The organism is Bacillus sp. SRL337, assembly GCF_984799155.1.
Map to the genome: position 1 here is coordinate 2,466,873 of NZ_OZ481793.1, position 12,552 is coordinate 2,479,424.

Consider the following 12,552-nt stretch of genomic DNA (forward strand, 5'->3'; position numbering starts at 1 on the left):
ACCCAAAGGCCTCCAGGGTTTCTACTTGATCAAGAGTAGTCCCCATGCTAGATAAAAGAATTAAATGAGTATCCCATTAGTTCCGAAAAAAAATAAAATTAAAGTAGAGTTTTTTCTGCTTTAATTTTATTTTTTCCAACGCTTAGGTTTATTTCAAGTTTTTCCTGCTAACACTTTAATTGTTTTATCAACCGATATGATACTATTTAAGGAAGTTAACCACTATGTCCTTGAATTTTTCTGGTTCTTCAAAGTGAGGGAAATGCCCACTATCTTGTAGGGTGATATTATCACCATGTTTTACATCTTTCAAAAAGGCTCTTTTCTGTTCATCACACGTTACGGGATCATATTTGCCATTAATTAAAAGAGCTGGCTGTGTTACTTCTTTTAGTCTTGATAGCAAGGAATTAAATATTTCATTCTCCTAAATCAACCGGTCAATATGAACCATATTTTTTTCGTGAAACTGGTTCCATTCATCTTTTGTATATAATGAATAATCAGTTGTATGTTCAAAATTATGAATGTGTATTTCTATGCCCCTTTCCCCTAATTCTGGACGAATCACCGTAAACTCCAACATTAAAGCCTTCGCAGATTTATCTGATTGTGATAATTCCAAGCATTTCTCTGCCAGGTTTTCTTTTCCCACTTCAGTAAATATTTCTGAGGCTTTTATTAATGAATTTCTCCCTGAAAGTCCAGAATCAAAAGTGGGACACTCGAAAATTATATGACTAACTGACTTTGGAAAGGTAATTGCATATAAAAGACTAAAATAGCCTCCGAAAGAATGACCTAACAGTGCCCATTTTTTAATCCCTAATTCTTTTCTAAGTTCCTCATAATCCAGTATAATATCATACATAGAAAAGCTCTCTTCTTTTTTTATGCTTTCAGAGCGGGAAACACCTCTCTGGTCAACCGCAATGAGTCTAACCTCTTCCTGTAGTCTTTCTGCTTGATGATAAGAGAAGTCGTAACATCCTTGACCAGGACCTCCATGTATATACAATAAAGGAGTGTTATTTTCCGAACCGTAAATTTCTACATATAAATCTTTTCCCCTAATATTAATCAAACTCCCGTTAAATGGCTTTTCCATTTTCTTTCCCCCTTGTTTAATCGCTTACAATAGTTCTATTAGCTCTATGTAAACATCTCTCATCTTTCATATTTAGCAAACATTCAACTGACCATCTTATTTCCTGTTTTTACATACAAACCAGCTCTTCAGGAATTTTTCAACTCATTAAAAATCTTTTTTAAATGGATGTGTATATTTTATATTCACTAATTTTCTTCCCCCTAGCTAATTGAATATACGATTGAGTAGTATAAAAAGATCCAATTTTCAGTAAAAATGTTATTCAATTAACCTCCTCCAATAATTGAAGAAGGCAATAGCTGCATTAATAAGTTGATCTGCCGTTATTGCCTCTTTACTTGAACAAGACATTTATGCATTTGGCAGGTTACGCTACTGGTTTTTAATACTAAGTATTTTTCCGTTACTGATTTTCACCAAATTAAAACCTCCCTCAAAATGAGAGAGGCTCTTGAAACTTATCAGTAAGCATATGCGTTTACTGATCCACCAATTTTAGAATCACTTAATGAGTCTCTTATATCTACATAATATGTTGATGGTATCATGTTAGTAAATATCGTATATCCACCACTCAGTGAGTGAAATACAGTGCAGTTACCTGTTGTTGCAGAACATAATCTAGCTTGCAACATACTAGAGCTGGCTGAACCAATGGCCCCGTTCTCATAAAGCCTCTGTAACCGGCTAACATTAATTCTAACGTCATTTGCTACGCTAGAGGTGGTTACGCTTGTCTCATACTTTCCATCCTCTGTTACAAAAGTTCCCGAACCTGCTAGTGCTGATGATACACCCAAAAGTGACATTACCAAAACTAAGACTGTTATACTAATCATCTTTTTCATCAGTAAACCCTCCACAATTGTTTTAGAGTTTTTTCCGGCCAGAAGTACTCCATTAGAAGATTAACATATAAATTGGAATAATTGTTAAATTATTACCAAAAGAATAAATAGAAGTAACTAGTAATGTTGTATATATTAAACTTTTTCGATTTTTATATCCATCTATTAAATCAATATTTTCGTGAGAACGAGGATTTTTTCTAAATATAAGATCAATATCACATCCTCGCAACCAGAAGTCATGCTATTAAAATGAAATTACCCTAAGGTAAATCCGGCTTTAGGGATCTTTTCGAAAGCAACAAATTCTGCGAAAAACAGCCTATTCATAATTCAATTCTACAAATTAGACGGACGTGTTACGCATTTGGCTTCATTTAATTATCTTCACACCCTAAAGAATTTCATACTAAAGAATTCAAAGAGGCTATAACTGTATTTACTCTTATGAGACTTAGATTTTGAAATCGAGAATACGCACTCATATTCTGTAGCGCAAAATTCCTCACGCCCTGAAAAAAAGAGACAGTCAGACTGTCTCTTTACCACGGAACGAGGGGACTGTCCCCTGATTCACTAAAGCGGTAAAGCGGTAATTCAAGTGGGGACTGTCCCCTGATTCACTAAAGCGGTAACGCGGTAATTCAAATGGGGACTGTCCCCTGGTTCGCTAATGTGGTAAAGCGGTAATTCAAGTGGGGACTGTCCCCTGGTTCACTAAAGCGGTAACGCGGTAATTCAAGCGGGGACTGTCCCCTGATTCACTAAAGCGGTAACGCGGTAATTCAAGTGGGGCGTGTCCCCTGGTTCGCTAATGTGGTAAAGCGGTAATTCAAGTGGGGACTGTCCCCTGGTTCGCTAATGTGGTAAAGCGGTAATTCAAGTGGGGACTGTCCCCTGGTTCGCTAATGCGGTAACGCGGTAACGCAAGTGGGGACTGTCCCCTTTTTACTTCATTAATGATTTATCTACATACTAATCTCTTTATTTTTCAATACCTTGATTGTGCCTGCTGCAAGGGCAACGGAAAGCACTACCATCCACAATACGGCTGCAACAGGGTATAAGACTGGATTCCCAAGGATATTGATCGTTTTGAAACTGTTGAACAGGAAATCCACTCTCATGATATACAGGTATGAAAAATGGACTAAATTAAAGAGCCACGGTTTCAATGGCACCATCTCCACCAACATGAACGGAAGGGAGAAAATCGCCCCTGATATAAAAAATGAGAGAAGTGAGTTCCTGCTGATCGATGAGATAAAAAGGATCAATACCGCAAAACCAAATGCCGCTGCAAGATGGATTCCCAGTTGAATCAGGTGAAAGTCCAGCATATTCAGTCCGTATGGAGAAGCAAAATACCTGAATACGAACTGAAGCGGTGATTCCCATCCAAGGTTGCCCAGTAAATAGAGCTTGCTGATGACATTCACGGCTTCCCACGCGGCGACAACGATCAAGGTATAGATCAAAGCTGCTCCAAGCTTCGACCAAGTCAGCACCGTCTTCCCTTTCTTCGAACTCAGTATATAATTGTCGACACCCGAACTGTATTCTCTTGTATAAGTAGAAGAAAGTCCGATCAAAAGCATCGCCCCGGTAACCACAAACGCAGACGTACCGGTATATTCAATGATTTCCGCTGGGCCTTTGTAAAAAGAATAATAGGAAAGGTCCACGTTTTTCAGCATCTGCTTTTCAAGGGCAGCATTGTATTTAGTTGAACTCTCCAGGTCTTGCAGTCTTAGATTGATGGCCGCCTGTATCCTCTGGCTAAAAGCAATATCTTCATAGATTCCGGACTGAACTTCCTCGTTGTCTGAAAGGAAAGCTCCCTCTGTCCCATTCGCTTTCATTTCCTCTATGCGTTCTTCTGCTTTGGCCATCAATTGGTCATTCGACGCTTCAGCTTCTAAGATTTTTTCAGACGTCAAGGTCCCTTCCCACTCTTTATAAAATTGCTTCGTCTGCTCATCTGTTTTCTCGAAGTTTAAAATATACATAGAAGACAAAAGGATGAGAATTAGAAAGGTGATATAGATCATTTTCTGGCTGAAGATTTTGTATAGTTCCAGCTTTAGCAGCTTCATTCCATCCCCTCCTCTTCATCGAAGTAGTACAAATATAAATCTTCCAGATTAGGTTCCACACTTACTGCCTGTTGATGTGGTTTCTCTTCACTTATCATCCGCAGCTGATAACCATCCTGGATGCGTGAAATGTTCCCGACTTTGTATCCTGTTTGATACGTTTCCAATTCTTCTTCTTTTGATGTCAGCGACCAGACTTTTTGATCGAGTCCTGCCAACAGATGATTCGGCGATTCTTTTTTGAGGAGCCTTCCTTCTTTTAGAATCAGAACTTCTTTTGCAATGAATTCAATATCCGACACAATATGAGTGGACAAAAGGACGATCCGGTTTGCGGATATTTTCGATAACAGATTCCGGAAGCGTATCCGCTCTTTCGGATCGAGACCTGCTGTTGGTTCATCGACGATCAGGATTTTCGGATCATTCAATAGAGCCTGGGCGATCCCGATCCTTCTTTTCATCCCACCCGAAAATTTGCCGACTTTCTTTTTCCGATATCTCAGAAGACCGACTAGTTCAAGCGTTTCCTCCACCTTTTCATTCGCCTCCTGCTTTGATAGGCCTTTCAAAGCAGCTATATAGTGGAGCAGCTTTTCTGCTGAGAAGTTCTTATACAATCCTACATGCTGAGGAAGATAACCGATCAAGTCACGATATTCGTCATCCATGCGGGTAATATCCCTGCCATTCAGATAAACGATCCCTTTGGTAGGTTTCATCACAGTGGCAACGATTCGCATGAGTGTCGTCTTTCCGGAGCCATTGGCACCAAGGATGCCGTAGACCCCAGTCGTCAATTCCAAATGAAGATTATCCAGTGCCTTTATTTCCCCATGTCTCTCTTTAAATATTTTTGAGATGCCTTCAATGGTTAAATTCATAACGTCCCCCCCTTTTATACAACCGGCTTGCTTGAAGAATAATAAAAATGAAAGCGGTTAGGATGCCCAGCACATAAACGGCTGCTGGAACGGCTTCGATCTTTTCAATGATGACAGTATTACTAAGGATCACACCGGCTCCCAACCATACTGCGAGTGTGGCTGTAACCGCATGCACATGCCGTATCCGGTTGGCAATCAGGAAAGAAATCCCCGTAATGATCGTAAAGGGTGTCATCCAATAGAGCAGCAGTTTCCCAGCCCATATATCTGCAGCAAAAACCGAAAGAGCACCCGTCGCAATCAGGTTCATGCCTAAATTGAAACCGCCGATGATGAACAGTCTGGACAGGATGATTTCCTGCAAACTATATCTGAAGGAGAGTTCCAGTTCTGCCATTCCAGTCATTCTGCTTTTTAGGATTTCGCATAAACCAGTAATCGTCGGCAAAGGAGCAAAAAGCATCAGAGACACGTACGGATCTTGGCCGGCAGCGAATACTGCGTACATACATATGGAAAGGAACAAGCCATTCAACACCCAAAAGAATGGACTAAAATAAAATAGTTCCTGATAGGAAATCTTCATGACGGACCAGACGTTTTCCCACATGCTCTTCCAGCGGTTTTCTGTAGCCGGCACAAAAGGGCGGATGGCTTGAATCGTTCTTATCATCTCGTCCTCACTTGGATACTCGACATCATAATCATCAAGCTTGAACCCGATTTCTTTTTCCAGATTCTCTAATTCCATGTCAAATGGGGCATCATTTCTTCTGCTGCTGTCCATCTTCTTCACCTCTTCCTAAAAGTTTGGCTAGTTTACCCAGACCCTGTTTCAGCCTCGATTTCACGGTGGATTCATTGGCTTCTGTCACGGAGGCGATCTCGTGAATCTTCATCTGATGAAAATACTTCAATATGATCGCATCACGCTGATACTCCGGAAGCTCACTGATGGCGGCCTTCACTCTCTCCCTTGTTTCTTTTTGGGCAAATATGTAGGAAACATTCGTTTTCTCATTTGTCAGGTATTCGGGGAGTTCGGACTGCTTCAGGCTGCGATTATATTCCGCGCTCTTCCAGTGGTCCCGGCAATGATTGACCGCAATGGTGAACACCCAGCTCTTGAAGCTGCCGTTGTTTGAATAAGAACTGATTTTTTGTATCACCTTGATAAAAATTTCCTGAGTCAAGTCATAGGCCAAATCCCTATTTCCTGTTTTTCGATAGACAAAAGCAAAAACATCTTTATAATATTTTCGTGTCAGGACTTCCATCGCCGCCTGGCTTCCGCGAAGGATTTCCTTGATCAGCTGCCGATCTTCAGTCACGTTGCATCACCTCAATATGTAAGACGAGAATAGATTTTAAAAAGATTTATCGTAATGTAAAAAAATTCGCACGGCAAAAACGGTGCAGCATGATTGAACAAGTGGATCGTACCCAAGGCACGACCTTATCACATGGAAGTTGTTCATTTATCCCAATTCCCAATCAGCGATCCACTTATTTCCTTTTCATGCTTTTTACTAGTTTACCACGCTATATGTCATTCATTTTCTTTCCATAAAAAAAGAGCCATCCCATTGATCACTCTTTCAATTGCATCCCTTTTAGAACGAGTGATGGAAGATGGAGCATGTAAGGGTTCCCTCCAAATCTGGATATATAAAAAAGGCACCCATACAAACGTGTATGAGTACCTCATCCTGCAGCGATTAAGCCGCCACGTCCCGCCGTGTAAAAAGAAGCCAGGAAATAAAATTGAACAAAAGGAAATAGACAGCGAGGATGGCTATGGAAAAGGACAAAGTCATCCCCTCTTGGAATGGGTTTCCATCCAGGTGCTGGGTAAGATCGGTGTTGGCAAACAACAGATACTTGCTCCAATCGAACCGCTGAAGTGCTTCCAAGATAATGTTTCCTGCGAACAAGGCACCTATGGAAAATCCAATGGCCATCGCGCTGCTCCGGAAAGCAGACGAAATCATGAAGGCCAGGGTAATGTACATGACCGTGGATACTCCATTGAGCATATACGTTTTCCAGAGATTGACGATCATATTCTTTTCAACGAATTCCCCATCTGCCGTCATCTTGACCAAAGGCAGGTCCATGTGTCCAAATCCATAGAGAATGCCATTCACCAAGATGGATAGCACAAATAGGATGAGCAGCAGCATCATGCCGAACAGCAGAAACGAAATATACTTTGAGAGAAGAATCTTAAATCTTCTTGCCGGCCGGATCAGCAGAAGCTTTATCGTTCCCGTTGAAAATTCACCAGCCACGCTGTCCCCGACAATGATGATGGTGAAAATCGTAATGACAATCATCATGCCGGCCGAACCATTCACACCATCCCACAGGGTTCCGTCCGTGGAAGGAATATTATGCTCCAAGTGATAGTCGTTGATGGCAATCTGCCTCTCATAAAAGGCTCGGTCGTCATTGCCCAGCTCCTGCTGTTTCAGAATTTCACTCCACTGCTGATTATCCTGCTGCAGCTTTGCCCTCCAGCCCTCTTCCTGCGCTTGTTTTCCATCCGAATGCCATTCGATGATATTGACAAAAAGGACAAGAGCGACCATTAGTCCGACCATGATCCATGTCCGCACCCTGCGGTATATTTTCATATTTTCATTGCGTACGAGATTAACCAATTTGTCCACCACCTGTCATTTCCAAGAATCGGTCTTCCAGCGACCTGCTGACCATCTGGACTCCGTAGATACGTATATCGTTCTGCATCAGCTCTGACAAAAGATCCGGAATTCGTTCTCTCTCGGCCGTCACCTCGATCCGTCCTTCTTGAACGAATTTGACTCCTTTGAGACCATTCATTCCCATCATTGCGGTCATTGCCTGTTCTTGCGGCTCTGCTTGAATGACATAGGTCTGTTCTTGGTTGGCAGTAAGATCCTCGATTGGCATCACATCAACCAATTTTCCTTGCTGAAGGATGGCGACCCGGTCACACATCAACTCCATCTCGGACAGCAAATGGCTGGAGACGACAACAGATATTCCTTCTGTACGGGTCAAATGACGCAAGTAATCGCGGAGTTCGCGAATCCCCGCCGGATCAAGGCCGTTCGTCGGTTCATCAAGAATAAGAAGCGACGGCCGATGCAGCAGTGCCTGGGCGACTCCGAGACGCTGCCGCATACCCAGTGAATATTTTTTGACTTTATCATGGATGCGGTTTTCCAGCTTCACCAGGGACACCACTTCATCGATCCGCTCCTTGGTTACCCCCGGTACCATCCGCGCATAGTGCACCAAGTTAAGGTACCCGCTGAGATATTTGTACATTTCCGGACTTTCTACAATCGCGCCAACGTGGCGGATCGCTTGCTCGAATTCGGTTTTAATGTTTTTTCCCTTGATCAGGATCTGCCCCTGGCTAATCGACATGAGTCCCACGATCATCCGGATGGTGGTTGTTTTTCCAGCTCCATTTGGACCTAGGAACCCAAATATCTCGCCTTTAGGGACATCGAAGGTAAGTCCGTCGACGATGGTATTCCTGCCGATCCGTTTCGTGACATTCGTTAAACTGATGATAGGTTCCGTACTCATTTTATTACTCCTTTAACGGTAGATTAGAAAATTATTTCAGCTTATCCTTAAGCCTCTTCACCACTTCGATATTCCAGGATATCGCCTGGCTGACACTCCAGGGCTTTACAAATGGCTTCTAAGGTTGACAGCCTGATTGCTTTTGCTTTTCCATTCTTCAATATAGAAAGATTCGCCATCGTGATTCCCACTCTTTCAGAGAGTTCGGTCACACTCATCTTCCTCTTGGCCAGCATGACATCGATATGAATAATAATTGCCATTTTCATCACCTCAGACCGTCAGATCATTTTCTGACTTAATCGTTATCGCTTGCTGTAAAAGCCGTTGGAGGACTGCTGCAAAGACGGCGATGACCAATGAAGCCCCGACTATGACCATTCCGATCAAGACCAGCCCCGGAGCATCATCCCATTGGGCTATCATAAAGACGAACGGCAGTGTCGCCACATACATGCCGCTGATTATGATGGTACTGATTTTGATTTTCTTGAGTGCTGTCACGGATAGGTCCGAAAATGCCTGGTTATTGTCAATAAAGCTTAAAAGCTTGAATGCCTGATACAAGACAAAGTAAAAAGGAATGGCAGATCCATACACAATAAACAAAACGCCAAGGATCATATAAGCCAGCTCTGAACCTTCCTTTGCATACCCAACTGCTTCAGTGACTATTTGCGGCAGCAAAAAAATACATACAGCGAGAACAGGAATTCCCATAAGAATAACCGCCGCCTTCAAGAAAAGAGTTGATCCTGCTTTCATAAAAAAACACCTCACTAATTTATTGTCATTTTGAAATTTACCACATTATTTATTGTTTTTCAATAAATATTTATTATAATTTATGTTTAATTTATTGATTTATGATTAAGAAAACGTCTCCAAAGCATATAAAAAAGCATTTCCCAGTACAGGGAAATGCTCTAAACTCTTGAAGTATTTTAAGGCTGTTTTCGCTTCGCCGATCCTTTCACCCGGTTGGAACTATTTAAAGGGACCCTGGCTTAGTTGTAAACGGTGTATTCCCAAATATACCCCTTCAGTCCTCTGTCCCTCTATCACCCTTATCTAGCTCTCTTTTCCAAATCTTTTACGGTTTGACTGGTCTCCACATCTGTCTGTTCCTTCAATGTGCCAAAGATAGCGTCAACAAATGGAGTCGAAACGCCATACCAATAATTTTCATTTTTGAAGTGGTGAAGGGTATGAGTCTTTTTGACCCATTTTCCAAATCTTGTCTTCGGTTTTATTGGCCGGTGAGCAATGAAATGTCTCCACTCATAGACAAGCAGCATAGTGATCAACCCAAGGCCGAACGCTACTGTTCCCTGTACCGTTCCGGTAATAAAGTAGAAGATCACTGACAGAACGGCAAAATTAGGGATGCTGTACCAAACGGGTAAAAATAACAGCTTTAAATCATTCGGATATTTGTGATGGTCATAATGAAGGCGCTTTAGAAATTTCAGGAAAAAAGGGTTGTCAGGGGCTTTCAAATGAAAAAGAAAACGATGGGTGAGATATTCACTGAACATAAACACGATCAGTCCTATCCCGAGATACAGCCATTCATAATAGCCGGGTACCGTGATCACTGAGGCAGCAGCCAGTCCACTGAAAATCGCTAGCATTAGTAAAATATCAAAATGAAAAAAGAAGTCACGAAACTGCCCTTTATTTTTCACGATGTTCACCCTCCCTATTTTTCTCTTTCCATAACTCAAGGCTTTTCTTCATCACTTCCTTTGTCAGCCGCTCCGTTTCCTGTCTATCCTTTTTAAGCAGCGAATCCAAAAACGCATGGTAATAAATTCTCGATACGTGACGATGACTTTGATGACGAAAATATTTTTCTCCAACCTTTAAATAAATGTCTTTAAAACTATTGAGGAACAGAGAATAGATGGGGTTTGAAGACAGACCCGCCAAACGTTGTTGAAGATTCCAATCAAATTCTGCATAGGCTGTTGCATCGTCTTGCAACTCTTCCACCTCCGAGAATAACGAAATGACTTTAATCGGCTGACGGGTTACAGCGTCTGTTATATAGGCTGGCGCCAGCGAAATTCGCAATTCGAGCATATACTGTATAAATGCGTCAGGGATATCTTCATAGGACTCGAGAATCTTTACAATCGTCATCAAATTCCCGTTTTTCCAATAGTCATTGATATGGGCAGGCATTCCCGGACGAATGGTGATCCAGCCATCTCTTTCTAATCGCTGGAGGACCTCCCGTATGGTCGGCCTTCCCACGCTATAGGCCAGGGCTAATTCCCTTTCCGGCAGCAAGGGGGTATTCATGGCATACTCCCCGCGCAGAATCTTCGTAATGATGCGCTTCTCGATTACATCCGAAGAACGTTCTTTCACTTTATAAGCACTCTCCATTCTTCTGATGGTATTACCAATAATATTATTGGTAATACCACTATATGACTCCTTGGGTATAAATGTCAAACTTTTCTGATAACGTACCCGGATCATCCATCCTATATAGTAAAAAAGAGACCCCTGGTCTGTGTTAAAACCTTGGATGCCTCATTCTTAACCAGGGACAGGCTATCGGTCTTTTACCAAAAAAAAAGAGCCATCCCTTAGACAGCTCTTCATTCATGTACCTCTTGCAGGACGGTATCCAGGTAGTTTCCGTACCCTTCCTGGATGACCAGCCCCTGTTTGATTAAATCCGTCCATATTTTGTAATCGAGTTTGAATAACCCGGTGCTAGGCAGAACTTGGACTTCCTGCTCACTCAGTTTGACCTGGTAATCCTGATCAGCATTCTTGATGACCAGCTCATAATCCCTAAGCTTCATCACCAGGACTTTATAGCTGACATCCCACTCATGAAGCTGCCGTTCAACGGTTTCAGCCACATGTTTCAAGAAATCTTCACTGTCCATGATCTGCATCATATAGCTTCTGACCATCCGATTAATTTGCATGAGTTCTCCTCCCGGTTATAAAGCTAAGGTATCATTATATATAGTCTATATTCCCCGCGGGGATTAGGTGAAACGTTTCTAGACTTAGTTTTGCCTGACAACGGTATACTGGGCACTTCTTGAATGGTTCGTGGGCTGTTTTCGCATAAATGGCTGCTTTTGGAAAAACCCCAATGGTCGGATTCCCCCCTGTATTCCATGGATTCCCCCTAAAAAAAGGGAGAGCAGCTCTTTTCTTTCCTGCTACCAGGGGATGTCCGGTGAATGACCAAAATAGCATTTGAAAAGTTTACATAAAGAGTCATTTAAATCACCCGGCCAACTATAATCATTGGTGACGTAGTAATACTCGGACAAACTTTAAATTCATTAAAAGGATCAAAAATATCATGGGGTACGCCAAGGCAGAATACCAAAGCTTCCATTCGTCATAATAAAAGGCTGTTTTCGCATATATTGTTGCTTTCGGAAAAATCCCAAAAGCCGGATTTTTCCCCTGCATATTAAGTTTTTCGTTTTTAACGAAGAGAGAAGCTCTTTTCTCTCTCGTTAAACAGGTTTTTTTCCGTCCCATTACTCCACTATCTTTCGGAATTATTATCAGACAGCAACAAAGTTCCGAAAAGAGCCTAATAAAAAAACTTGGTTTGTAAACAAAACCATTCAAAAGCAACTGAAAATCCAGTCCAGCCTATGATGTACAAAGCCTCATTTAATTTATTCCTTTCTATCGGATAAAGGTTCAAAAACAGTATACTGATCGATGGAAAGTACAATAGTATAGCTAAAAATCCCAACCACTGAAACCCTTCCCCAAAATACCCGTAAAAACCATAATGCAGGTCCAATATCATATCTGTTGAAATACCATAGGTAAATGCGAAAAAGGAAGTTGCATAAATTTCAATCCTATTCAGCTTTTTGGGTATCAATAATGCGGTGACGTTAAAAATACCAAAAAATATGTATACGAGTTTCCACATACCTTTTCCCCTTCCCCCCTACAAACACAACTAGTATTTGCAAATCGGAAGTACTTTAACAGCTGACAGTTCAAAAATCACTTCATCTTTCTTC

Annotated in this window: 14 protein-coding genes; all 14 read right to left on the reverse strand. The window is 41.7% G+C overall.

What is annotated here, in order from left to right; translation table 11 throughout:
- Window positions 1-202: 202 nt before the first annotated feature.
- The gene (locus tag AC4E8A_RS12410; RefSeq protein WP_490193467.1) at window positions 203-406 is read right to left on the reverse strand and encodes an alpha/beta fold hydrolase; all 204 of its coding nucleotides are present in this window, start codon (window positions 404-406) and stop codon (window positions 203-205) included.
- Window positions 407-427: 21 nt separating this feature from the next.
- A complete protein-coding gene (locus AC4E8A_RS12415) occupies window positions 428-1,108 on the reverse strand; it encodes an alpha/beta fold hydrolase (protein WP_490193468.1) in 681 nt (226 codons plus the stop codon).
- Window positions 1,109-1,572: 464 nt separating this feature from the next.
- Window positions 1,573-1,959, reverse strand: a complete 387-nt coding sequence (locus AC4E8A_RS12420; protein ID WP_490193469.1) for a hypothetical protein — start codon at window positions 1,957-1,959, stop codon at window positions 1,573-1,575.
- A gap of 968 nt (window positions 1,960-2,927) precedes the next feature.
- Entirely contained in the window at window positions 2,928-4,055 is a 1,128-nt protein-coding gene (locus tag AC4E8A_RS12425; protein WP_490193470.1) for a hypothetical protein, read from the reverse strand.
- Window positions 4,052-4,939, reverse strand: coding sequence for an ABC transporter ATP-binding protein (locus tag AC4E8A_RS12430; protein WP_490193471.1), 888 nt, complete (start codon window positions 4,937-4,939; stop codon window positions 4,052-4,054). Before AC4E8A_RS12430 ends, AC4E8A_RS12425 begins: the two co-directional genes overlap by 4 nt.
- A complete protein-coding gene (locus tag AC4E8A_RS12435) occupies window positions 4,923-5,729 on the reverse strand; it encodes a hypothetical protein (RefSeq protein WP_490193472.1) in 807 nt (268 codons plus the stop codon). Before AC4E8A_RS12435 ends, AC4E8A_RS12430 begins: the two co-directional genes overlap by 17 nt.
- On the reverse strand, window positions 5,707-6,273 hold the full coding sequence (locus AC4E8A_RS12440) for an RNA polymerase sigma factor (protein WP_490193473.1): 567 nt from the start codon (window positions 6,271-6,273) through the stop codon (window positions 5,707-5,709). The genes AC4E8A_RS12435 and AC4E8A_RS12440 overlap by 23 nt, the downstream gene beginning before the upstream one ends.
- Before the next feature lie 387 nt (window positions 6,274-6,660).
- Window positions 6,661-7,605, reverse strand: coding sequence for an ABC transporter permease (locus tag AC4E8A_RS12445; RefSeq protein ID WP_490193474.1), 945 nt, complete (start codon window positions 7,603-7,605; stop codon window positions 6,661-6,663).
- Window positions 7,598-8,524: an ABC transporter ATP-binding protein gene (locus AC4E8A_RS12450; protein WP_490193475.1), complete on the reverse strand. Its 927-nt coding sequence runs from the start codon at window positions 8,522-8,524 to the stop codon at window positions 7,598-7,600. The genes AC4E8A_RS12445 and AC4E8A_RS12450 overlap by 8 nt, the downstream gene beginning before the upstream one ends.
- Before the next feature lie 47 nt (window positions 8,525-8,571).
- Complete coding sequence (locus AC4E8A_RS12455) at window positions 8,572-8,787, reverse strand: helix-turn-helix domain-containing protein (protein ID WP_490193476.1); 216 nt, start codon at window positions 8,785-8,787, stop codon at window positions 8,572-8,574.
- A 10-nt stretch (window positions 8,788-8,797) separates the two neighbouring features.
- On the reverse strand, window positions 8,798-9,289 hold the full coding sequence (locus AC4E8A_RS12460; protein ID WP_490193477.1) for a DUF2975 domain-containing protein: 492 nt from the start codon (window positions 9,287-9,289) through the stop codon (window positions 8,798-8,800).
- A 302-nt stretch (window positions 9,290-9,591) separates the two neighbouring features.
- Complete coding sequence (locus tag AC4E8A_RS12465; RefSeq protein ID WP_490193478.1) at window positions 9,592-10,212, reverse strand: sterol desaturase family protein; 621 nt, start codon at window positions 10,210-10,212, stop codon at window positions 9,592-9,594.
- On the reverse strand, window positions 10,202-10,918 hold the full coding sequence (locus tag AC4E8A_RS12470; RefSeq protein ID WP_490198859.1) for a GntR family transcriptional regulator: 717 nt from the start codon (window positions 10,916-10,918) through the stop codon (window positions 10,202-10,204). The genes AC4E8A_RS12465 and AC4E8A_RS12470 overlap by 11 nt, the downstream gene beginning before the upstream one ends.
- A gap of 218 nt (window positions 10,919-11,136) precedes the next feature.
- Window positions 11,137-11,475 carry a hypothetical protein gene (locus AC4E8A_RS12475; protein ID WP_490193479.1) on the reverse strand — a complete coding sequence of 113 codons (339 nt, stop codon included), beginning with the start codon at window positions 11,473-11,475 and terminating at the stop codon, window positions 11,137-11,139.
- Window positions 11,476-12,552: the final 1,077 nt, after the last annotated feature.

Coding starts and splice junctions, on each gene's coding strand:
- AC4E8A_RS12415 (WP_490193468.1), bottom strand. CDS start 1,108: ATGGAAAAGCCATTTAACGGGAGTTTGATTAATATTAGGGGAAAAGAT.
- AC4E8A_RS12420 (WP_490193469.1), bottom strand. CDS start 1,959: ATGAAAAAGATGATTAGTATAACAGTCTTAGTTTTGGTAATGTCACTT.
- AC4E8A_RS12425 (WP_490193470.1), bottom strand. CDS start 4,055: ATGAAGCTGCTAAAGCTGGAACTATACAAAATCTTCAGCCAGAAAATG.
- AC4E8A_RS12430 (WP_490193471.1), bottom strand. CDS start 4,939: ATGAATTTAACCATTGAAGGCATCTCAAAAATATTTAAAGAGAGACAT.
- AC4E8A_RS12435 (WP_490193472.1), bottom strand. CDS start 5,729: ATGGACAGCAGCAGAAGAAATGATGCCCCATTTGACATGGAATTAGAG.
- AC4E8A_RS12450 (WP_490193475.1), bottom strand. CDS start 8,524: ATGAGTACGGAACCTATCATCAGTTTAACGAATGTCACGAAACGGATC.
- AC4E8A_RS12455 (WP_490193476.1), bottom strand. CDS start 8,787: ATGGCAATTATTATTCATATCGATGTCATGCTGGCCAAGAGGAAGATG.
- AC4E8A_RS12460 (WP_490193477.1), bottom strand. CDS start 9,289: ATGAAAGCAGGATCAACTCTTTTCTTGAAGGCGGCGGTTATTCTTATG.
- AC4E8A_RS12470 (WP_490198859.1), bottom strand. CDS start 10,918: ATGGAGAGTGCTTATAAAGTGAAAGAACGTTCTTCGGATGTAATCGAG.
- AC4E8A_RS12475 (WP_490193479.1), bottom strand. CDS start 11,475: ATGCAAATTAATCGGATGGTCAGAAGCTATATGATGCAGATCATGGAC.